22 protein-coding genes and 3 pseudogenes are annotated in these 21,255 nt (G+C 40.6%); 4 read left to right on the top strand and 21 right to left on the bottom strand.

All coding sequences use genetic code 11. The annotated features are described in order from the left end of the window. Positions 1-57 precede the first annotated feature (57 nt). On the bottom strand, positions 58-846 hold the full coding sequence (locus BLS16_RS13170; protein ID WP_092333938.1) for a 4Fe-4S binding protein: 789 nt from the start codon (positions 844-846) through the stop codon (positions 58-60). A gap of 131 nt (positions 847-977) precedes the next feature. Between BLS16_RS13170 and BLS16_RS13165 the strand changes: the two are divergent. Continuing rightward, positions 978-1,210: pseudogene (locus tag BLS16_RS13165) on the top strand (transposase); the annotation flags it as partial. Between the two features lie 49 nt (positions 1,211-1,259). Here BLS16_RS13165 and BLS16_RS13160 read toward each other — a convergent pair. The 7 genes and pseudogenes from BLS16_RS13160 to BLS16_RS13130 form a co-directional block, all read right to left on the bottom strand. Next, positions 1,260-1,433: pseudogene (locus BLS16_RS13160) on the bottom strand (HIT family protein); the annotation flags it as partial. A 101-nt stretch (positions 1,434-1,534) separates the two neighbouring features. Next, positions 1,535-2,350: a nitroreductase family protein gene (locus BLS16_RS13155; RefSeq protein WP_092333979.1), complete on the bottom strand. Its 816-nt coding sequence runs from the start codon at positions 2,348-2,350 to the stop codon at positions 1,535-1,537. Positions 2,351-2,481: 131 nt separating this feature from the next. Beyond that, positions 2,482-3,132 (bottom strand): flavodoxin family protein, encoded by a 651-nt coding sequence (locus BLS16_RS13150; RefSeq protein WP_092333936.1) that lies wholly within the window; start codon positions 3,130-3,132, stop codon positions 2,482-2,484. Positions 3,133-3,174: 42 nt separating this feature from the next. After that, a complete protein-coding gene (locus tag BLS16_RS13145; RefSeq protein WP_242876281.1) occupies positions 3,175-3,873 on the bottom strand; it encodes a site-2 protease family protein in 699 nt (232 codons plus the stop codon). Further along, a complete protein-coding gene (locus BLS16_RS13140) occupies positions 3,867-4,100 on the bottom strand; it encodes a ribosomal protein L7/L12 (protein ID WP_092333932.1) in 234 nt (77 codons plus the stop codon). The genes BLS16_RS13145 and BLS16_RS13140 overlap by 7 nt, the downstream gene beginning before the upstream one ends. After that, positions 4,097-5,629 (bottom strand): YcdB/YcdC domain-containing protein, encoded by a 1,533-nt coding sequence (locus tag BLS16_RS13135; RefSeq protein ID WP_092333930.1) that lies wholly within the window; start codon positions 5,627-5,629, stop codon positions 4,097-4,099. The genes BLS16_RS13140 and BLS16_RS13135 overlap by 4 nt, the downstream gene beginning before the upstream one ends. A 678-nt stretch (positions 5,630-6,307) precedes the next feature. Then, positions 6,308-6,613 (bottom strand): helix-turn-helix domain-containing protein, encoded by a 306-nt coding sequence (locus BLS16_RS13130; protein ID WP_092333928.1) that lies wholly within the window; start codon positions 6,611-6,613, stop codon positions 6,308-6,310. A 343-nt stretch (positions 6,614-6,956) separates the two neighbouring features. On the opposite strand from BLS16_RS13130, the gene BLS16_RS13125 reads away from it, so the two are divergent. Further along, on the top strand, positions 6,957-7,175 hold the full coding sequence (locus tag BLS16_RS13125) for a hypothetical protein (RefSeq protein ID WP_092333926.1): 219 nt from the start codon (positions 6,957-6,959) through the stop codon (positions 7,173-7,175). Positions 7,176-7,323: 148 nt separating this feature from the next. Here the strand turns inward: BLS16_RS13125 and BLS16_RS13120 are convergent, their stop codons facing one another. From BLS16_RS13120 to BLS16_RS13095, 6 genes and pseudogenes are all read right to left on the bottom strand, one after another. Beyond that, positions 7,324-8,418, bottom strand: coding sequence for a plasmid pRiA4b ORF-3 family protein (locus BLS16_RS13120; protein WP_092333924.1), 1,095 nt, complete (start codon positions 8,416-8,418; stop codon positions 7,324-7,326). Between the two features lie 52 nt (positions 8,419-8,470). Beyond that, entirely contained in the window at positions 8,471-9,082 is a 612-nt protein-coding gene (locus tag BLS16_RS13115; RefSeq protein ID WP_092333922.1) for a 3'-5' exonuclease, read from the bottom strand. A gap of 261 nt (positions 9,083-9,343) precedes the next feature. Continuing rightward, positions 9,344-11,005 (bottom strand): methyl-accepting chemotaxis protein, encoded by a 1,662-nt coding sequence (locus BLS16_RS13110; protein WP_092333920.1) that lies wholly within the window; start codon positions 11,003-11,005, stop codon positions 9,344-9,346. A gap of 564 nt (positions 11,006-11,569) precedes the next feature. Next, positions 11,570-11,773: pseudogene (locus tag BLS16_RS13105) on the bottom strand (ketopantoate reductase family protein); the annotation flags it as partial. A 114-nt stretch (positions 11,774-11,887) separates the two neighbouring features. Then, complete coding sequence (locus tag BLS16_RS13100; RefSeq protein WP_092333918.1) at positions 11,888-12,184, bottom strand: nucleotidyltransferase family protein; 297 nt, start codon at positions 12,182-12,184, stop codon at positions 11,888-11,890. Between the two features lie 454 nt (positions 12,185-12,638). Further along, positions 12,639-12,812, bottom strand: a complete 174-nt coding sequence (locus BLS16_RS13095; RefSeq protein ID WP_282433745.1) for a toxin-antitoxin system HicB family antitoxin — start codon at positions 12,810-12,812, stop codon at positions 12,639-12,641. 380 nt (positions 12,813-13,192) lie between these two features. Here BLS16_RS13095 and BLS16_RS13090 point away from each other — a divergent pair, with 380 nt between their 5' ends. Next, the gene (locus BLS16_RS13090; protein WP_092333916.1) at positions 13,193-14,077 is read left to right on the top strand and encodes an SPL family radical SAM protein; all 885 of its coding nucleotides are present in this window, start codon (positions 13,193-13,195) and stop codon (positions 14,075-14,077) included. 314 nt (positions 14,078-14,391) lie between these two features. Here the strand turns inward: BLS16_RS13090 and BLS16_RS13085 are convergent, their stop codons facing one another. From BLS16_RS13085 to BLS16_RS13070, 4 genes are all read right to left on the bottom strand, one after another. Continuing rightward, positions 14,392-15,108: a hypothetical protein gene (locus BLS16_RS13085; protein WP_092333914.1), complete on the bottom strand. Its 717-nt coding sequence runs from the start codon at positions 15,106-15,108 to the stop codon at positions 14,392-14,394. Positions 15,109-15,408: 300 nt separating this feature from the next. Further along, the gene (locus tag BLS16_RS13080) at positions 15,409-16,602 is read right to left on the bottom strand and encodes an ABC transporter permease (RefSeq protein WP_092333912.1); all 1,194 of its coding nucleotides are present in this window, start codon (positions 16,600-16,602) and stop codon (positions 15,409-15,411) included. Beyond that, positions 16,577-17,512, bottom strand: coding sequence for an ABC transporter ATP-binding protein (locus BLS16_RS13075; protein ID WP_092333910.1), 936 nt, complete (start codon positions 17,510-17,512; stop codon positions 16,577-16,579). Before BLS16_RS13075 ends, BLS16_RS13080 begins: the two co-directional genes overlap by 26 nt. A 282-nt stretch (positions 17,513-17,794) precedes the next feature. After that, on the bottom strand, positions 17,795-18,772 hold the full coding sequence (locus BLS16_RS13070) for a rhodanese-like domain-containing protein (RefSeq protein ID WP_143015531.1): 978 nt from the start codon (positions 18,770-18,772) through the stop codon (positions 17,795-17,797). Positions 18,773-18,934: 162 nt separating this feature from the next. On the opposite strand from BLS16_RS13070, the gene BLS16_RS13060 reads away from it, so the two are divergent. Beyond that, positions 18,935-19,375: a hypothetical protein gene (locus tag BLS16_RS13060; protein WP_092333908.1), complete on the top strand. Its 441-nt coding sequence runs from the start codon at positions 18,935-18,937 to the stop codon at positions 19,373-19,375. Positions 19,376-19,567: 192 nt separating this feature from the next. Here BLS16_RS13060 and BLS16_RS13050 read toward each other — a convergent pair whose 3' ends face one another. The 3 genes from BLS16_RS13050 to BLS16_RS24610 form a co-directional block, all read right to left on the bottom strand. Next, positions 19,568-19,957, bottom strand: a complete 390-nt coding sequence (locus tag BLS16_RS13050) for an HIT family protein (protein WP_176786166.1) — start codon at positions 19,955-19,957, stop codon at positions 19,568-19,570. Beyond that, positions 19,954-20,220 (bottom strand): hypothetical protein, encoded by a 267-nt coding sequence (locus BLS16_RS13045; RefSeq protein WP_092333904.1) that lies wholly within the window; start codon positions 20,218-20,220, stop codon positions 19,954-19,956. Before BLS16_RS13045 ends, BLS16_RS13050 begins: the two co-directional genes overlap by 4 nt. A 322-nt stretch (positions 20,221-20,542) precedes the next feature. Next, the gene (locus tag BLS16_RS24610; protein WP_282433743.1) at positions 20,543-21,232 is read right to left on the bottom strand and encodes a hypothetical protein; all 690 of its coding nucleotides are present in this window, start codon (positions 21,230-21,232) and stop codon (positions 20,543-20,545) included. Positions 21,233-21,255 lie beyond the last annotated feature (23 nt).

Genomic DNA, 21,255 nt, shown 5'->3' with positions numbered 1-21,255 from the left:
TGTATAACCAATTCTTAATTGTTAAAGAAATGAATCGACACCTGCTCATAGCACCATCTATAAAAATAGCGGTATTAAAAAGGTTAACAATATGTAAAGCATTCCTGCCATTGCTACAAACAAAACTAACGGGATTTTTCCGCCTGCAAAACTATTAGTTAATGCCCCTTTCTTTGGACATGCAACAATGCATTTTTGGCAGTTAAAACATTCAGCCGATATTACCTTCTTCATTTTATGCACCTCTAGATTTGAGGGACATTTCTTTGTACATAACGTGCAATTGATGCACTTATCTTCGCATCGGACGATACCACTGGGGCTAAACCGACCTGCAACTCCGGCGATAGCACCCTGTATGCAGATATATTTGCAGAAGAAATAATCAATAAAAAATGAGCCAATAATTGTTACAAACATCAACATAATACTTATCCAGGCTAATCCAGGCAATATTATGCTATATTGCTCAAACACATCGTCAACACTGACTTGTAGCAGAAACTTGCCGCTTGCAATGGATAATGCTGCAAAACCTGTAAGTATGATGTATTTCACTGCTCTAAGATATTTATCGAGTGTTGCAGGAACTGTGACCCTTTTTTTTAAAAGCTTGAATCCTATATATCCAACAATTCTTTGCAGCGCCCCCACCATGCACAAAAACCCACAAAAGCTTCTTTTGAAGATAATGGCAAACAAAATAAATATTATTAGAGCTGCCATAATGCTAAGTTGAACTGCATTTTCGAAAATCCCCTCAATAAGGGAGCTAAAAACAACCGAGAACATTATTAAAAAAAAAGGAATGGTCGTTTTTGCTAATTTCTTAGTATTAATATTCATTACATGACCTCCGTATATTTGGTTTGGTTTACATACCGATTTCAGTATAGTTGTTGCAAATTAATGTTACATAATAAAAAGATTAGAATATCAAAAGAGTTTTTTAATCTTTTATTAATCTTTCTCCAACGATCACACTGTCCGGCAAGAAGGAAGTCGTAAACCTGCAGATAGGAGAAAACGAAAGCGGCAAATACTGGCTTGGAATTCTGAACGATCTGAAGAACCGGGGAGTTAAGGATATCATCTGATCTGTGCAGACGGGCTTACAGGGATAAAAGAAGCTATTTCGGCGGCTTTTCCTAATACGGAATACCAGCGCTGCATTGTACATCAGGTAAGGAATACGCTTAGATATGTCTCATCAGATCATTAGAAAATAAACATGGCCCAGAAACGACAACATTGTCATTCTAGGCCATTTCTTCCTTCTCCCCGTCCCCGTCATATGGAACAATACTCTTCTTAACATTCCGGACTCCGCCCAGGGGGTTTGTGACATCCCCCTCATAACGGGGAATAACATGAATATGCGCGTGAAAAACGCTCTGCCCGGCAGCTGCTCCTACATTAACCCCCACATTGTACAAAAAACCTGACCGATAGCACTGACAAAACAGTAATGTTTTGAAAACCCTCGCCTGAAAAGCGAGGGTTGTTTGATTTATAATTGGTACCAAGCACCCCTTTAGTCCCACCACGACACTTGCAAGGGATTTCTGTCCACTAATCGTTTATAAGTATACTTTGGAAAACCTACTAACAATCCACCGGTGACAACCATGTTTTCCGGCAGGTTCAAGATACTCAGCAAGGGCTGATAATTGGCAGAGGCGCACCCTTCAAAAAATCCCGCCCAACATGTTCCCAATTCAATAGCCGGGGCGTAGAGCTCAGCGTAGGCAAGGGAAAAATGGGTATTATCCCGTCCACGGGGGTGAAAGTCCTTTGCAGTCATAGCCACAATCAGACATGGAGCGTTTCGTAATATGACATCTTGACCGGTTTGGCGATAAGTTTCCACCACTCTGCTATAATACTGTGCCCATGCAGAACCCTTTTTTAATTGTTCTTCCATCCAATCAACTGTAGCAGCCGTTATTTTGCCTAGTATTTCAGCGTTATCAATGACGAGATAAGCAACCCCCTGAGTGTTGCCTCCGCTTGGGGCCAAACGCGCCATATCGAGGAGCTGCACTATTTTTTCCCGGGGTACGGGATTTTCTTTGTAGCGACGAATAGACCGTCGGGAGCGGAGAAAGCGGGCTGCAGTGTCAGCGTCAAGGACAGGTACATTATCAAGGGGCAACTGTTTGGCCATCGGTGCCTTCACGTTATCTATTGCCGCCACAGGACATACAGCTACGCAGTGTCCACAGGCAATACAATTCCGTTCTGTGGCCTGGGGCATTTGGTTTTCGATCATGATACTTCCTGTGGGACAGATTTCTGCACAGATTCCACAGCGGATACATTTTTCCTGGCTAACTTGAATCAGATCCATACTCATACATTCATCACTCCTACTTCTCTCTTTTCCGGACTTATGCAAATTCTTCATATGCTTACCGATATATTGATGTGGAAGCTCTTGTCTCCCTTTCATCCTGAGTAATTTGGTGAGTCCCCCTGTTGTTAGATCTCAGTGGATGCCAGCCTGATTCCCATTTCCAAAGCCCTTTGACAGTCAAGGGGAAATTGTTCAGCTTTCTGTTTTGCCTTAGCCTCTTCAGAGAACATCGATGATTCATAGTTTTCATAATCAGAAAATTGATAAGTATCATAGCTGTATAGAGTTGTAAGCGGATTTCCAATGGTTTTGGCAATCATCATTTCATGTAAATTTAAACTTTGCTTAAGCCTAAATTGCTCGATTTGTTTTTCTGATGCGTTCATAGTATAGATAAATCCGACTGGGATTTTCCTGGGATACACTGTTGGTATTTCCGGATTATAGATGCTATGGGAAAACAAGAATCGCTCTAAAAGTGCCCTCATACCGGCTGTAATACTCATATAGTAAATCGGTGATCCAAAAATAATCCCATCAACTGTTTCTAATTTATTCAGTATCTCTGCTAAATCATCCTTCATGGCACATTTTCCATGCTGCCCGTCTTTTCGTTTACACGCAAAGCAGCTGATGCACCCTTTGAAATTCAAATCATTGAGATGAATCAATTCAGTTTCAGCTCCTTGGGAAGCAGCCCCTTCAAGAGCTTTGTTCAGTAAGGTTGCTGTATTCCAGGTTTTTCGCGGGCTGCCGTTAAGAGCAATAATCTTCACTATAGTTCTCTCCTTCAATGATGTTGAATTTTTAAATACTGCTTAAAACCTTGCAATACTGCTTATTAAGTCAGCAACATTACCTAGAATTTTAAAATAGATAACACCAATAACTAATAATATGAACAGAAAAATAATGTAGCAAGAGAATAATTTAATTTTAAATTTTCTATCTATTTCATAGTATTTATCTTCTTTGTATTTTTTTCTTAGTACATAAGTTTGATATGTACCTATTATTAATACAATAAACAATATAACTTTCACTTTGATTCTTTCAGATGTTATAAATAAGTATAATAACAGTGGCAGGCCTAAATAACATATTATAGGCGATACAGCTTCTGCAATAAAGCCCCCATCAAGAGGCTTTACCGGTATTAAATTACCAAGATTCATTAGTACCGAAATATAGCTTAGTACTAAAAATGTATTATTCTCTGTCAATAAATATATGAAATAACAAACAAGTGCAAATACCACACCAAACACAGGACCCGCGACAGCTATTATTGCGCTTTCTTTAACTGATGCAGTTTCTTCATGAACCACAAACGCGCCAAATGGCGTGAATCCTCCAAACCTGACTTTTAGATTAAAATATTTAGCAGTATAAAAGTGCCCCGCTTCATGAGCTAAGATTGAGCATAAATACCCTACTGAAAAATATAAATTAAAAGCCCCCCCTAACACTAGGATTAAAATGGAAATTGCCAAAATATTATAGAGTTTTTTTAGCATTTCTTTACACATAAGGAATCAACATATTCTTTCGCTTCGATTAACCCCAATCCAGTTACCATCCTATATTTTTTTATTGCTTCAATCTTTTTACCTTCTGAAATAAGAATTTTTAATTCATTAGTTACAGTATCAGGCACTCCAATTTGTTTAGCAATTATATTTAAATTTACATTTATACGTGTAATGTCACTTTGTAACGCCCTAATAGCGCCTGCAATAATCATAAATAATCCCGCTCCCAAATAAGCTCACCACTGCAGGCATCGACATATCTTAATCCTGAATTACAGCCAGCATCCAAGGAAAATCCCTTTTGACCAGTCGTTATAGGCTCATAGATCAACCGATAAACCGGCCGATCCTCGTCCTCCAAGTCTTTAAACCATCTAAGTCGGAATCTGACATACTCACTGTATAGGCCAAACGCCTTTTCTGCCGTCAGAGTCGGATAGAGGAAATCACACTCTTCCAGGTCACGAATCATTTCATAAGACACTCCCCTAAAGACACAGATTTTCCCTGTTGAAGTGCTGACACTAACCATGACCCTTTCATGATTAACAGGGATATTGCCGATGTAGACAGGCAGATAGAAAAACTCACGCTCACGAGGCTGCACATCCATATCCTCCTGATCGACTTCGATTTGAAGGTAAGAAGTGTACTCCGGGAATACCTGTTGCAAGAACTGTTCCGCCTTCTCCCAACACTGCTTCCGAGTTAGTGACTGTGCAGCTTCTTTCTTCCGTTCACTCCGGTGGAACCCCACCAGACGTCCCGTGGACTTCTCGAATTGAATCTTACACGAGGCTTCCAGATTCCGTAGTGAATCGCCCCATTTTCTTTTCATATAAGCATCCACAGAAAGTGCTTCTGATTCCGGATCTTCGACTACTTCCCCTCTGAACTTATACAACCTTTTGATTCTCTCACCGTCATCCTTCGAATTCTCAAGCAGGTATACCTCCGGGTCGATACCAAGCTCTATCTCCAAGGTCGCAATGTCTTTAATCGTTGGCTCATTACTTTTATCAGACTCCATAGGAGTAATTGGGAGACAGGAGGGCATCACATAATGTTCCATTCCAAACAGATCAATACCTGTAACAGCGTCTATTAAGCGATGGCCAGGAATCGGTTCATAGACAAGCCGGTATTCAGGCTCTGTTCCCTCCATTTCATACATGGACGAATATAATGCAACAATCGTCAGCTCCATTCGCATGTCTTTCAACACTTGCTGCCTCACAGTCTCCACATCAACGATGATGCTAGGCCATTCTGGTTTAGGAGCAGCTTTTTGTCTGGATTTTTCCACTTGATAGCGGATAACGTTCAACTCATTATCCAGTATCATTTTGCAGCCTGTATCGGGAAGGGGTAGCCCTCCCACTTCCTCCCTATAGGTGATGAATCGCAAGTTTCCTTTTTTCTCGCTATTTACCCAAGTAAATGCACTATAGCCAGGAGAATATTTCACTAAAAAAGCGTCAGTGACAGCCATCACTTCCTCTGCCGAGCTAGCTTGATCGATGGAATCTTTGGCTTCCATATTGATGTCCAGGCTGATCAACTGTCCGGTTTGAATATCCAGCGTAATTTCAATTTGACAGTCATCCTTGTCTGGATCCTCCCAAATGAAGGACCGTTCTTGCTCATCGCGATTATTGTCTTCCATTACCTGCCGGTAATGCTCCGGAATCTGAACAATTGCCTTTGCTTTTGTTCTGAGTTCTCCATAGTCAAAAGACATAATTCACCTCTCAATTTAATCCTATGAATTAAACAAAGTTGCCTTATACCTGCTTAATCATTGACCGCTTGTCTGAGTTCCCTGATTAGTCATTCCGACACCCCTCGCAGTTGATTGGCCAAGGGAATCTTACTACGAAGATTAAACATATCAATGAGTGTCGCAATTACTCGAACTATATGTCGGGGTGCCTAACATCCCAACATTAACCGGCCGCACCGGGCGGAATCATAACCTTGGATCAACCGGTCTGCTTCTAAAGCCAGGGTCGCTAACACACATTCATAAATCGGCTGATGGGCTCCTGTAGAAGTAAGTCCTAAAACACCAACTACCGCGCTGCGATGATTATTCCAACTACCCGGAAAACAGGTCTTTGAAAGAACTTCATAATTACCCCCCTCAGAATTCCAGTTTAACCTAACATCTGATAAAACCCGAAATTTGGCTCATCTATCTTTTTTCGCCAAGCTGCACTTAATTCCTCTCATTTGCCGCCCACAATAGTTGTTTCTTCACAAAATATTAAGTACTCGCCGAAACTCGTCGTTTCGCGGAGGGGCATGGAACCTACGCGGAACCGACAAAAAATGACTGCCCGTAAGCATGTTCCGCCGACTACTCTCGATAGATTAAACTATAAAAGGGCACCCTATAGGTACCCTAAAAGCCAAAAAATCAATCTTTACTGAGCGATTCCAGTAACTTCTGAAGATAGTCGATTTGTTGTGGTGAAAGCTTTTTCGCGGTACCCAGTAGTCGTTGAATTTCCGGTCCTAAGACCTGTTCTTCTTCTGTGAAGAATTCCGCAAGACTAATGTTGAGGGCAGCGCATATGCTTTCGAGGGAACCCAGTGAGGGTTTAGAATCGTTGGCTTCAATTTTATAAATTGTAGTCGGATCCAGTCCAACTTTCTTCGCTAAAGCATTGGCTGAAATTCCAACTGTATTACGAAAGAACTTTATTCGCTGTCCGTAATTCATTTCATCACATCCTGAATATAATTCATGTTCAATTATATCTGAATCGCACAAATGTAAATATCATGAGTTTAATTCATTTTTTACTATTGACATTTAGAATATAATTCTATAATCTTTTAACTAGTAGTTTTATTGAATACTATAGACACAAATAAATAGATAAGAACGACACTAAAATGACTCAAAAATAACTTGCTGATTTAGTTGATATCGATGAAGCATGATAAATAAAATCTAAAATGGTCTTTCTATAGGCTCAATTCAAACCTTAACTAACTCGCTGCCTTTCTCGGTGTTAGTATTGCCGAACTGATCGGAGAACAATCCCAGTGGGAGGAAAACGATGTCCAGACAAGACCTCAGTGATTTTGAGATTGGCTATGAATATGTCCGTAAGCGCTATTCGTTTTTAGCCGAACATAGCTCCCAAGATTTATGGAAACTGGGAGTCGCATATATGCAGGCAAGGGGGGCTAACGCAGAGCTTTCCCGAGGTATGGGCTTCTATTTCCTGGAGTTAGGTATTAAAATCCGTCTTGTTGCGATTACATCAGATCATTAGAAAATAAGCATGCCCCAGAAACGACAACGTTGTCATTCCGGACATGCTTTGCTTCGTCAATATTTACAATCTATGGATATACCTTTAAAGTAATTAGTCATTGGTACGTTGTCTCATCGCCGATCCGGGCAGTACTCAACTAACATCACTATACACGTAAGATAGTTTCTAACCTTTTATTGATTAATTCCATATCAAAGCTTCTATACCATTGGCTCTGAGCCCAGTTCTGCATCGTTTTATAGTCAGCATGGTTCGGATCTGCCATGATTTTTAAAAATTCCATGAATCCCGGAATGCCCCCCACATCTTCCGGTGGTGCATCACCTTCCCCCATTAAGCAAACCGGATAGGTTTTATTATATTCAGTATTTGTCCCTCGAATGGTAATTTCGTGCTCCCAGTTGTCGCCGTAATCATAGCAATAAATTATTTTATAAGGCTGCCGGGCATATTCAGAGAAGTTAACCTCTGAATCTAAACGCATGGGGCAGTCCGGCCTTGGCTCAAAAATTTCTTCAAATTCACTAATCACCCTTAAAACGCACTTATTTGCCTCATCGAAAATATTAAAATCATACAGATGATAACTTTTCCAACCGAAAACTGCTTGTAATATGATATGAAGCTGTTTGAACGTAATATCTGCAGGAGTAATAACTCGTCTCCAGGCTGTGTGGCGATCTAAATTCAGCTTGACCATTATATCGGCTGCCTCACACTGAACGATTTCTTCCCCGGCAAAACGCTTGAAATCTCTGTATAAAAGGGCGTGTGGGTATGTATAATCAGATTCCTGGGGGACTTTCATGAGGTCATTGTTCATCCTTTTGGCAACATTAGTCTGATAAAGTTCCTTTGTTTCTAAGAAATTATCAAATATGTTTACCCGTTCACAGGCTTTATTGAGGCGAGCAACGTATTTAGAACCTCTGGTCTTTGAGAAAACTAACTCTCCTGCTGCTTTCAAATACCTTTCGATAATTTCGCTCTTAATTTTCTCGTCTCTCAAACAATTTCTAATTCCTTGGATAAGTAACTCATTGATGTGTTTGAAATCCTTGGCTTTCAAACCATGCAGAACAAACCCATAGCGATTGCTGTCATTGACTGCGACAAGTGTCTTTCTGCGCTTCACCGTGATTAAATGCACGCTCCAACAAAATAGATCGTTTTCTTCAGTTCCTTTTCCAGGCACTATCCCCAATTCGTCATATAGTTTTTTTGTACAGCATATTTGCATTTTTTCCCTCCTAAGTCCAAGAACTTAATCCTATATCTAATTAGACGAGACTCTAAGCCTTTTTAGACGTTCGCTTCGCTATGCTGCATGGGTTATATCCTCCTGCGTACAATTTACCAAGCCTCATTCCCACAAGAGCCGCGAGCTCTTTTATTGTGGTCACTCCCCTGGCAGATAAGGCTGATAATAGAACATTGCCACAGGCAATGGCATCTTCTAAGGCGTTATGATGGGCAAAATCATGGTTTAGAAATCTGCAAACTGTATCAAGTTTATAGTTATCTAAGCCACTCCACGTCTTAAGTGCCGTTTTATAGGTGCATAAATAGTCTATTTCAGGATATGGGATTTGATATAAGTCCAAAACATGACGCAACACCGACATATCAAAGGAAGCGTTGTGCGCAATAACATAGGCATTCTCAAAGAGAGGGCTAAGCTGCCCATAAATGAAATCGAATTCCGGAGCATCCTTGACATCTTGCGCTTTAATTCCATGGATTGAGACATTTAAAGGGTCAAAGTAACAATACCGGGGATGTGGTTTTATCAGCCAATAGTTAGTATCGACAATCTGTCCTTCTTCTAGAACTGCAATTCCAACCGAGCAGGCGCTGCCAATAAATCCGTTCGCAGTTTCAAAATCTATACACACTGCTCTCATTGAACGTTCCTCCCATTTCTCTGCATTTTTTGAGCAAGCCAATCAGAAAATTGTCTTTTGCACAGTTTCTAGCACTGTTTACTCATAGATAATTTCTGCTTTTTTCTGCTAAACCCTGCTGCAGTTATTGCTATTCTTACAAAATGTATAATTAAAGACTTGAATATAACCTTAGAAAAGCAGGCAAAAAAAAGGACTGACGTGTTGCACGCACGCCAGCCCAGCAGATTGAACCGTCCCTCTGTGCCCAATAACCCATTATCAAATTTTGAAACGTCCAACGACAAGCTTAAGATCACTCGAAAGATCATTCAATGCACTCATATTCGCACTTACCTCTTCGAAAGAAGCTGTCTGTTCTTGTACCGCAGCCGCAACGTTTTGGGTGTTGCTGGAGTTATTCGTCACAACTTCGGAAATCTTACTTGCCGAACTTGCAATTGTTCCGAATTGTTTTTTGACTGCCAAATTAATGGACTCAATTTCTTTGGCATCTGTATAAGTAGTTTCAGCTTTGTTAACTATTTCACTTAATTTACTCATTACAACATCCATGCTTTGAGACTGACTTTCAATACTCTCAGCCATTTGTGCCATGTTATCTCTTACCATAACTGTTTGTCCGGTGATATTGGTTATAATTTCGGATATTTGAACTGTAGCTTGACTTGTACCCTCTGCTAGTTTTCTTATTTCTCCTGCAACTACCGCGAATCCTCTTCCGGACTCACCCGCACGAGCCGCCTCTATTGCGGCATTTAACGCCAGTAAATTAGTTTGACTAGATATTTTATCGATTATCTCTAAGATACCTTTAATATCATTGGAATAGCCTTCGAGCCTTTTTACTGATGTATTTGCATCTGCTAAGCTCGAAACAACTTTCGTTAAGTCTCTTGATTGAAGCTCCAGAAGTTGATTTCCTTCTCCCGCAGAAGCTTTAGAACTTGCCGAACCCTGAAGCAGTTTCTCAGCCTTATAAAGCACCTTTCCCACATCATCATTCATCTGTTCCACCAAAGCATTGAGACTGTCTATCATTTCAGTTTGCTCTACGCTGCCGTTAGAAACTTCCATTACGGCATTGGCAATCATTTCTGTGGACTTTGACAGTTCATAGCTAGTTCCGGAAATACCCTGCATCGAGTTACTAAGCACATCCGAGGACTTTGATATCTTAATGACTATCTCCCTAATGCTAACTAAGAAGTTGTTGAAATGCAGGATCAATTCGCCAAGTTCATCCTGTCTTACAATTTTGATCATCGTCGTTAAATCACCGTTTCCAGAAGAAATACCTTTCATTTCCATGGATAGACGTTCAATTGGACGTATTACTTGTGCCCTAACCATAATCACACCAAATATTCCAAAGAAAACCGTGATTAAGAGCATAATATTGCTAATAACTTTTGCATTGGTTACTTTACTCTGGGATAGGGCCGAATATGCACCAACAAGTTGGTCAACTTCAGCTACAAAGCTATCCACTGAATCCTCAATACTACTTAGTCCCTGTTTACTTCCATCCCTTGCTATCACTTCATAGGCAGTTTTGTATTGATTACTCCATTTGCCTTCAATGGCTTGCAATTTTTCCAGCATTTCTGGCTGTTCTAGTTTCTTTAGTCCAAGAGCTTCATCCCCATTGATCAATGACTTAATCAAATTATCAAAGAACGTAACCCTTTCCAGTAACTCTTTACTCTCTGTTTGTTGATCAACCCCACCAATAATAATTCGTTCTGAAAGGAATGCCATTCTGTAGCTATTTGCTCTCAATTTTCCGGCGCTGTTTACAAAGACAGCATCACTGTCTAATGATTTGTAGGTGATTAAATTCAATCCAACGGTTGCAATTGATAGAAAAAGCATCATAGAAAACACTAATAACAGTTTAGTCTTGAGTTTCAATTTTATCATCCCTTCACATCATCCTGCATTATCATTCATTGTTTTTTACGACTAATGTAAACCTCCAAACGACTCATAGTTAATCGAAGGAAAACGCGCCACTATGTACTACCTTTAGAGCAGCCTTAACCACAATTTGGGTCAAAATTCAACGGTATCTACTACTTTATAAGTAAGCTAAAACTTGATTTTATTGTAAACCAAACATACTCATTTCTCGTTTTCCTTCCTATATATGTTATTTCTCTGGTGATAAGTTAAGTTTAGATCAAAATTAAAAGATGTATCGTGATAGTTGTGATATTTTTACTGTGATATAAGTCACAATCATCTAATAACTCATGGATAAAAATTCGGATGAAGCATATTTTATATAGAATGATCTTAATCTTAATAGTCCCAGATTGGTCTGGGATTTTACATTTTACATCGGTGATCTTAGCAAAGCAAAGTACTCCGGGCCTAGTCAAATAGCTCGGAGTACTTTGTTTTGCTCTCAAATATTCATTTACACAAAAACTTTTCCGTTTAGACTATCCGCAATCCCGATTCCGATATAACAGTTGCTGGCATTCAGTATCGCAACTCAATCTTTTTAATCCGCCGATAAAGCTCTTCATTTACCGGTGTTGAAAGGCTGTATTTTTTCCCTAATTCCAATATTGTACCGGAAAATAGGTCCACCTCGCTGAAACGTTTGGCTTCTATGTCCTGACGCATAGAGGGCTTGCCCTCCGGACTAAGGTGATCCAAAACATTCAGCCAATACGATAAATCCAAATATGGGCTCAGATAGCAAGGTGACATGACCCTATCTCCTGTTGTCTCTCTAGGTTTAATTCAGTATAAAAAAAACTGACATTGTCAGTTTTCCGATACATGAGGTCGTTCTTAATGCTCGGTAACATAGATAATCTCCTTTTTTGCTCTATGCAGCACTATGGGATTGGCATACTTTTCAATTACAATATCTATATGTATATTTGTAAGTTTTTGGAGCTCATCTCTAAAGACTGACAGTGATCGGTAATCAACATTGTCCTCAATGAGAATATCTATATCATTAGACACTTCTCCTCTTGCGGTAGAACCGAATACTCCCAATTTGCTCAATTTGAATTTCTTAAATAGATTATTTCGATGCATAATACTTTCTAATTCAGATATCTGATGATTTTGCCCAGGCATTCAGATCACATCCTCATGTCATTATCTAAGACTTTTTGTTTAATATCTTTGGCTAATTAAAAAACTTAACTATTAACTTGGCAATTTCCGTCTCCAATTATTGGTATTCTCAGCATAGCATGCTGAAATTGTCCCGTCAATGTGCTTTTCTTGGTTTTAATCATCACATCAATATACAGCCCCGGCGGTGAATTGGAGGTAAAAGGGCTGACGTGTTGCACGCACGTCAGCCCAGCAGATTGCCTAACCAAGCGGTTAGCCCGAATTATAAGTTATAAAAAATAACCGCAATCTAGCCAGGGTCGGTATTTGTGCCTGATGATCTAAATCCTCTAATTCCCCTTAGTAGGCCGTGTTGTTCTGAAGGAATTCCCGCTTTGTTAAAGACCTGAATCATAAATTCAGCAACTAGCTTATATTTTGAGGAATACTTAAATGCTTCAACGGTTCTTCTTCATTTTTGTTCTTTTGCTGAATACTTTTCTATCGCTTCTTCAACATACTGATTCAATGATTTGGCCTCTATCAAGGCCCTTTGTGCTGCTTGTTTATGAAGCTCAGGGGTTATTCTTACATTAAAGCTACCTTTATACATCTTTTCAGGTTCTTTACCGTTCAAATTGCACAGTTCAAGATAATCCTCAACCGCTTCTTCAAATGCTGACTTTAGTTCACTGACACTACTGCCTTCAGCAATCTGCCTATAAGTTTATCTCTTTTCCTCATCGTGCACGGTCAAAATATGCAACTAAATATTAGTTGCATATTTTGACCGTTGATAACTTAGCAAGCTGCACCTCCCGTTAGCATCGTGGATGAAGCATATTTTAATAGAATGATCAGTTAATAATCTCGGCAAGCAGGCTATGGGTACCGCCGCTTTCGTATCCTGCACCTTGAGACATATTGAATATGACAGACAGTTGTCATATTTTTCGAGATATAATAATCTAAGGTGATAAGCTGCAAATGACAGATTGTTTATAATCATAGTGAAAGGGATAATATATGGATTTCATACCGGCGAAGACAATTATATCAGGTTACAGTGGAGACAATAAATGGTTTGGAAACAACTATAATATGAACATTTATAAAGGGTGTAGTCATGGCTGTATCTATTGTGACAGCAGAAGTGAGTGCTACCATGTCGAAAACTTTGATAAGGTTAGAGCTAAAGAAAATGCTCTGACCTTAATTCACCGTGATCTTAAGTCAAAACGTAAAACAGGAGTAATCGGTACAGGTGCCATGAGTGATCCATACAACCCTATAGAAAAGGAGTATGAACTTACCAGAGGTGCCTTAAACCTAATTAACTCCTTCGGTTTTGGAATTTCGATTGCTACAAAAAGTAATTTGGTTACTAGGGATATTGATATCTTAAATAAGATACGCCAGCATTCCCCAACTCTCATCAAGCTGACCATTACCACCTGTGATGACGTGCTTTGCAAAAAGATTGAGCCTAATGTGGCGGTTTCCTCGCAGCGTTTTTCTGCGCTTAAACAATTAGCTGAGAACAATATTTTTGCAGGGATACTGCTCATGCCTGTCTTGCCATTTATTGAGGATAACGTAGAGAACATTAGCGGTATTATTCGTCTCGCCTCTGAGAATGGCGCTAAATTCATCTACCCAGCTTTTGGTGTAACACTAAGACAAAATCAAAGAGATTGGTATTATCGAAAACTTGATGAAATTTTTCCGCATCTTAAAGAGAAATATGCTCGTCAATATGGTAATTCCTACGAGTGTCACTCCCCTAGCTCCAACGAGCTCTGGCAGTTGATGAAGAGTGAGTGTGAAAGGCTTGGCATGCTTTACAAAATGGACGACATTATTCGGGCATACAAAAAAGGCTATTGCAATGATCAGCTTAGGTTGTTTTAGCAATCGTAAAGATCCTCTAAGTAGTCGTTTTAGAACTCCCATGTAATTCTGCGCTAGGGATATGGATTGAGCCTCCTTTACGCTTCTTCTCCCTTTTCTCAAGTTCTGCCATTCACTCTAATTTGACACAAGAGAACCGTCCCCATGTGCCAATTCTAATAAGTTTGCGGGAACAGACCCGGTGACAGCTTGCCTAACCCTTGAAATATCCAGGTATCTCCGAAATCTGCCCTTGAAAAGTAACCCTGGAGCTTTTCAGTTGATCCATCATTGAGCGTCACGATCATTTTCACTTTGCTTCTTTGGCATCCGGGTTAACCGCCCTTACTGGTGAGAATGCCGCCGCCGGCCTTACCTCTGTAAGCAACATCACCCTCCTGAAATCCGCCCCTAACTTTCACCATCTGCTTCGAATAGGTATCATAGGCATAATAGTTCGGAGTAGTATCCAGATGCAAATAAATGGTTCGGTTATCAAGTCCCCAGCTTGCATTGTAGATATCGGTCTCATATTTCATCGGTACTTCTGCCAAACTTCGCTTAGCAAGATCTAAAACCTTAACCGACTTGTCAGAAACAAGGGCTAAACGAGCACCGTCTTCCGACCAGGCCTGATTAATTACGAATTCTGTTTTACCTAAGAAGGCAGCCTTATTTTCACTGAGGTCAACTAAATATAGCTCAATCAACTGCCTGGGCATCCCTATTAGGATCAGCTCATTCTCCGCTGCCATACTTTGCTTATTTAGTTTATAAGTCACAAAATATTTCTGATCCTTAGTTACTGTCAGCGGGAGCATTCCATCCTTCCGGTAAAAATCCGAGTCCAAAAAGGTCTTTTCGAGAGAATTCAGCTTTAAAATTTCTTCACTTGGCAAGGGACCATTCTCACTTAGCACAGAAGTTGAGAAGATGTCCCCTTCATTCTCAGCTTGATCAGATACTGTAGAAGTCAGTCCTAAAACACCAACTACCGTCGCTACGATGATTATTCCAACTACCCGGAAAACAGGTCTTTGAAAGAACTTCATAATTACCCTCCTCATAATTCCGGCTTCACCTAACATCTGATAAAAACCAAAATTTGGCTCATCTATCTTTTTTCGCCAAGCTGCACTTAATTCCTCTCATTTGCCGCCCACAATAGTTGTTTCTTCACAAAATATTGAGCACCTCTGGTTAAAAAAGAAAAGAGTAGTAGCCGAACAAACGTCGCTACTACCCATATTTTCATTATTCTAAACACTATGGTTGAACCCACTGAAAACGAACTGGCGCAACACAATCGAATACGCTGCTTTACCAGACATGGTTGCCAAGAAAAGTTATGCTTAATAGCGCATCCATTTCCACATCTCGGCTGCACTGGCTGATTTTCCATACATTAGCATCCCTACTCGAAATAATTTTGCGGCAGCTTTAATCACCAATAATGTGGTCACTAATAAGGTGATTGCCGCAACAACAAGTTCCCAGGTAGGAACCTCCGCCAAACCAAGTCGCAGTATAGTAATGGTCGGACTGGTTAAAGGGAAAAATGTACCTATTTGAGCCGCTAGACCATTAGGATTCGAAATCACCGGACCAACAAATATAAATCCTAGCATGGGTAACATAAAGACCATGCCTTGGGTATTACTGGCACTTTGCATATCCGTCATAGTTGAACCAATCCCCACAAAAAGCGCAGCAAATAGCAGATAACCCGTCAAGGCAAAGAATATCAAGATTGGTAATTGACCTAAAGAAATCATTTCAAAGATGGGTATGTCCAGAAAATACCAAGCTGCCGGCAATCCAATAGAAAGCCAAAGCACCAGTTGGGAAATTCCCAAGAGAAAGTGACCGATAATCTTACCTTGCATTAAGTTATCCGAGCTTACCGAGGAAAGGATGATCTCTGCCATTCGATCTTGTTTTTCTTGTAAGGCACTTTGCAAAAGCATGGCACCTGAGGTGAAAATCAAAAACAGGACAATTCCTGCTAGGGCTATTGATACACCAATGCGGTTGGATTGATCTCCGTTGCTCTCACCACCAATTTGCACTGATGACAGAAGGGCCGGAGAGGTTAAGTAGGCGACCTGCTCTTGTTTTATTCCTATTTCTTGAACCCTTAGTCCTTGTAATAAATTACTTAATAAGCCTTGTAATTCCTTAAACACGACTTTTTTTTCAGCAGTGTGAACTTGGACTTGGCCTGTTTTTAGAAAGGCTTGGTTCAAGATAAAATATCCCGTGGCTTCTTCTTCCAGGACTAATTCATCTAATTCTGCTTGCTCCCCCTGATACGGCACAAACTTAAGATTTGTATCCGTTGCAGCTTCCACTAATTGCCCGAACTCAGAGATTTCATCAATGACATAAAAGACTTCCTGTTGAGGTTTATCTAACTTAGAGATCAATTGGGGCACGCCGGCAAAGAGAAGCATAATGATAGGGGTCAGTAATAGGCCTATTAAGAATTGCTTGTTCGTAAAATTTCTTGTGAATTCCCATTTAGCGATTTTCCAAGTTAATTTCATCCGAGGACCCTCCTTTGGCAATTCTTACGAAGATATCATGTAGGGAGATCCTAGCCACAGAGAGTTCATCGATGGGTGCTCCCGGTGGTATAGTGGCCAAAAATTTGGCCGGTGCAGTATTGTCCTTTAATACTAAGGACCACTTCTTTCCCAGCCTCTGAAAACTCTGAACTAGGGGGGATTGGGTTAATTCGGGAATCTCCTGTTCGGCAATTATGTTTACCTGATAACTGCCATACTGGGCCTTGATATCCTGAAGAGGGCCATATAATACCTTTTCCCCTTTGTTGATGATAAATATTCGATTACAGATTTCCTCGACTAAATTCATTTGATGACTAGATATCAAGATGGACATGCCCTCATCCGCCAACTGACGAATTTCCTGTTTAAAAATATCCTGACTTACGGGATCTAAGCCAGAAAAGGGCTCATCTAAAACAACCAGAGCAGGTTGGTGCAGTACGGAGGCGATAAACTGGACCTTTTGAGCCATGCCCTTGGAAAGCTGTTGAACTTTAGAGTTCGCTTTGTCTGCCAATTGAAATTTTTCTAACCATTCCATGATTCTCTTTCTGGCTATGACTTTATCTAAACCTTTTAGGCCAGATAAAAACAGTAAAATCTCCATTACCTTGGCTTCTTTATAAAGACCCCTTTCCTCAGGTAGATATCCAACACTGGCTTGAGGAATTCGGTTTCTGCTCTCTCCATTTAAGAAGAAATGTAGTTCCCCTTGATCGGGAGCAGTAATTCCCATGATCATTCTAATCGTAGTCGTCTTGCCGGCCCCATTAGGACCCATAATACCCATGATTTCCCCCGCTTTAACTGCAAAGGAAATATCGTTGATCACTTTTACCCCATTATAGGTTTTGTTGATGTTTTTGACGTCTAAAGTGTTGTTCATTGATGCACTCCTAGCTTAGTTAGTTCTTGGGCACCTACGCGAAGAACTTTGTTTAGTTATACCCTATGAGTCATCATTCCATGACTTATCAGTGCTTGTCTAACTCTTAATTAGATATGAATTCATCCCTCAAGCGATTCTGGCCTCAGAGACAACATTTGTCATATATTTTCGTTTTCGCCGAACTTCACGCATTTCCTTCCACCAATCACCAAATATTTCAAAAGCTATGCAAAGGGCACCAATCAGTTTAATACTCTGATTGGTGCCCTTTCAAGCTGTTTACTTTTTTACAAACATTTGTACAAAAACTTTTCCCTTTGTACTATCTTCAATCCCGATTCCGATATAGCTGTAGCTAGCATTAAGCATATTTTTCCGATGGCCTTCTGAAGCCATTAAGGCGGCATGGGCATTTTCAACGGAAGAGTTTAAGGCGATGTTTTCAGCAGCTCCGTGGAAGGTAACACCTAATTTACTCAACATATCGAAAGGAGATCCGTAGGTTGGAGAAGTATGAGAAAAATAGTTATTTTTGACCATATCCTCAGACTTTATTTGAGCAACTTCCATCACCTTTATATCTGTGCTTAATGGTGCTGCTCCTATTTTAGATCGTTCAGCATTAATTAAATCTAACATTTTTTGCTTTTGAGCATTGATCTGGGGAGTTGGTGCTGGAGTCGGAGTCAGTTTAGGGACAGGTTTAGGTGTTGGTGACTGAGGGGCTGGTGAAGCGACAGGCTGCTGTATCTTCTCCGGATTTGTTTGTTCTAAAGACTTTACTTCTTTTTCCGCTTTAGTTTGTTGTTCATTTGCTAGAGTTGCTTCTGTCATTTGATTGGTGCTGAGAGTCGTTTCCGTTTCATATGGCCAGCTATTGATACCGCCTAAATCATAGACATTGGTATAGTTCATATTGGCGAGTGCCTGAGCGGCAATAGCGCTTCGATTTCCGCTTCGACAATAAACGAATATGGCTGCATCCTTGTCTTTAAGCTTTTCTGTTGCCTGTGTCTCGATAGTCTCAACGGGGATTAACAAACTTCCGGGGATATGCTTCTCTGCGTATTCGGCTTCAGACCTTACATCCAGCAGAATGATACCATTTTCATTGTCTAAACGTTTCTTGGCAGTTTCACTGGTAATAGTTTGATAGGCAGGATTCTTGTCAGATTCAGATTGTACTGGTGAACACCCTGCCAAGCTTAGGAAACTTACAAAAACTAAAACGGTGAATATCTGGATGATTTTTTTCAAGTTAGTTTTCTCCTCAATCTTTATAGTTGCCTTTTTTACTTATAGTTTAACTCACTTCGTTTAGTAAAGAAAATAGTTCAGATGACGAACCCAGGTTGTTATATTTTCTCAAAATGCATATTGCGTACGCTATGTACGTAATATACAATAGGAGGTGAAAGCATGGTTCCGAAAAAGGAGGGTGTAATTATGCAAGAAGTTATTAATGCCACAGATGTCAGGAAAGATTGGGGACGTTTTATTGATAATGTTGTGCGTTTAAAGCCCTCTTTGGTAAAACGGAACAGAGACTATCTTGCAGCTATGTCTCTTGAGCATTTAGAAGTTGTTTTAACACCGTATAGGTTCACTCTTGAATATGAAAAAGAGGCTGACGGCAGCTTAAGTGGTTCTCTGAAAGAGCTGGATATCATAGCTAATGCTGCAAGTTTAGGGGCGTTAAAAACAGAGATTGCTAAAGAATTGATTGAATATGCACAAGAATACATGGATGAGTTCGATAAATATTATGGGGCTCCCAACAGAAAGGCTCATTTCCCTTATGTTATGCGGGTGCTAATCCAGAAAGATGAGGATGCCGTAAGAGGTTTGCTTGATGCCTAGCTGGAGAGAATTAAAGCGATTCTGTGAACGGGATGGATGGGAGCTATACAAAGATACAGATCATTATTTTTATCGAAAAATAATGGACGATGGAAGCTTAAAACGCACCAAAATCTCCAAGGGGACAGGTGAAATATCTTCGCGGTTGTGGAAGGATATTTTAAAAAAGCAATTGCAGGTGGATGCTCTTCGCTACTTCTCCCCATCCCCGGCATATGGAACGATACTCTTCTTAACATTCCGAACTCCGCCCAGGGGATTTGTGACATCCCCCTCATAACGGGGAATAACATGAATATGCGCGTGAAAAACGCTCTGTCCGGCAGCTACTCCCACGTTAACCCCCACATTGTAGGCGACGGGATGAAAGCGGCTGTCTAACAAATCTTTTACTTCCTGAACTAATCTCCAGGTGCCCAGAACTTCTTCTTCCGTTAGGTCAAAGAAGCTTACGACATGCCGCTTGGGAATAATCAGAACATGCCCTTCATTGACTGGGAACTTATCAAAAAAGGCCAGGGCTAGATCGTTCTGGACAAGGATAGCTATCTCTGGGAGCTTGCAAAAAATACATTCACTTATTTTGCTTCCCCTTCTTTCCTAAAGGTGTGATTTTCTCTCTTGCGGGCCTTTTTCCGAAATGCATTTTCTTGTCGTTTTTCATACATTTCACGGATCCAGACACTTACAGGAGCCTTCCACTGTTCACTTTTACTAGGTATGTTTTTAATTAGGCTTCTGGGATTCAAACCCATTTCTTTAGCCATTTTTAAGGTTTCTTCGTTAAGCCTGCATTTCTTTTTTGCTTCGGTCCATTCTGCATCCTTCTTAATAGAGTTAGTCAATGCACTTACCCTTTCTCTTTGATCAAATTAACCATAGGTGAGCCGGTTGCATATTTTACAATCTATGGATATATTATTATATAAGGACTGACGTGTTGCAAGCACGCCAGTCTGGCAGATTGTCTAACCGCAACGGTTAGCCCGATTTGGAGTTATAAGAAATAACCGCCATCCGGCCGGAGGGCGGTTATTTTTTTTTCATGATCATAACAATGAGTGTCGCAAATGCAATCATGAGATACATCGCCTCAACCGGAGATGTAAAAGGGTGCCAGTCAGATTCAAAACCTGATTGACGCCCCTGCATAGGGGCGTCATTTTATCATTGATGATCCGGGCGGCATAACCTTGGATCAACCGGTTCTGCTTCCAAAGCCAAGGTCGCTAACACACATTCATGAATCCGACTGATCGGCTCCTGACTTACAAAGCGCTTAACCCCTTCCACTCCTAAGGCAAATTCCATGACGGCATGACGTTGTTTGCGTTTAACATTTCTTTGCTTTAAGCGAACCAGGTTCTCAGGCTGTAAGTAATCCATGCCATAGATAATATGAAGATACTTTCTCCCTCGAACTTTGATGGCCGGTTGCACTAACCAGCCTTTTTCATTTCTGGCGATAAACGTTTCCGGCTTTACGACAAAGCCTTCATGACCGTTTTCCGTCATTTCCTCCCACCAGAGAATTGCTTCTTCCTCAGTCCTCTCATTGGTCACGACTTTGAACTCTGTCTCAATCAATAGGTCAGACAGCTTAGCAAGCTCCCGGTTCTGTTCCATATGCCACAGATGGGATTGGTCAAAATAAGTTCGTCCCTGGTGAGCCAGGACATGAAAGGGAGCAATTTTGACCCCTTCAACCCCTTGGGTATCCCAGCAATACTTTTGGAACACCTCACGAAAGACTTGAGCGTTCTCCAGCTTACCCTTGTATTCCTCGATCCAGGAGTTAACCTCCCAGCCATTCACTTTGGCCAACTCAAGTTTCTCTAAAAGCTTCCGGCGGTCCAAGAGTGATACTTCCGAAACATGAG

This window comes from Desulfosporosinus hippei DSM 8344 (assembly GCF_900100785.1).
Taxonomy (GTDB): Bacteria; Bacillota; Desulfitobacteriia; order Desulfitobacteriales; family Desulfitobacteriaceae; genus Desulfosporosinus; species Desulfosporosinus hippei.
Note: the sequence above shows the minus strand (reverse complement) of the source record. Positions and strands in the feature narration are given on the sequence as shown.

Bases quoted from the DNA above. Each gene is read 5' to 3' on its own strand.
- BLS16_RS13170 (WP_092333938.1), bottom strand. From the start codon at position 846: ATGAATATTAATACTAAGAAATTAGCAAAAACGACCATTCCTTTTTTT.
- BLS16_RS13155 (WP_092333979.1), bottom strand. From the start codon at position 2,350: ATGGATCTGATTCAAGTTAGCCAGGAAAAATGTATCCGCTGTGGAATC.
- BLS16_RS13145 (WP_242876281.1), bottom strand. From the start codon at position 3,873: ATGCTAAAAAAACTCTATAATATTTTGGCAATTTCCATTTTAATCCTA.
- BLS16_RS13140 (WP_092333932.1), bottom strand. From the start codon at position 4,100: ATGATTATTGCAGGCGCTATTAGGGCGTTACAAAGTGACATTACACGT.
- BLS16_RS13135 (WP_092333930.1), bottom strand. From the start codon at position 5,629: ATGTCTTTTGACTATGGAGAACTCAGAACAAAAGCAAAGGCAATTGTT.
- BLS16_RS13130 (WP_092333928.1), bottom strand. From the start codon at position 6,613: ATGAATTACGGACAGCGAATAAAGTTCTTTCGTAATACAGTTGGAATT.
- BLS16_RS13125 (WP_092333926.1), top strand. From the start codon at position 6,957: ATGTCCAGACAAGACCTCAGTGATTTTGAGATTGGCTATGAATATGTC.
- BLS16_RS13120 (WP_092333924.1), bottom strand. From the start codon at position 8,418: ATGCAAATATGCTGTACAAAAAAACTATATGACGAATTGGGGATAGTG.
- BLS16_RS13115 (WP_092333922.1), bottom strand. From the start codon at position 9,082: ATGAGAGCAGTGTGTATAGATTTTGAAACTGCGAACGGATTTATTGGC.
- BLS16_RS13110 (WP_092333920.1), bottom strand. From the start codon at position 11,005: ATGATAAAATTGAAACTCAAGACTAAACTGTTATTAGTGTTTTCTATG.
- BLS16_RS13100 (WP_092333918.1), bottom strand. From the start codon at position 12,184: ATGCCTGGGCAAAATCATCAGATATCTGAATTAGAAAGTATTATGCAT.
- BLS16_RS13090 (WP_092333916.1), top strand. From the start codon at position 13,193: ATGGATTTCATACCGGCGAAGACAATTATATCAGGTTACAGTGGAGAC.
- BLS16_RS13085 (WP_092333914.1), bottom strand. From the start codon at position 15,108: ATGAAGTTCTTTCAAAGACCTGTTTTCCGGGTAGTTGGAATAATCATC.
- BLS16_RS13080 (WP_092333912.1), bottom strand. From the start codon at position 16,602: ATGAAATTAACTTGGAAAATCGCTAAATGGGAATTCACAAGAAATTTT.
- BLS16_RS13075 (WP_092333910.1), bottom strand. From the start codon at position 17,512: ATGAACAACACTTTAGACGTCAAAAACATCAACAAAACCTATAATGGG.
- BLS16_RS13060 (WP_092333908.1), top strand. From the start codon at position 18,935: ATGGTTCCGAAAAAGGAGGGTGTAATTATGCAAGAAGTTATTAATGCC.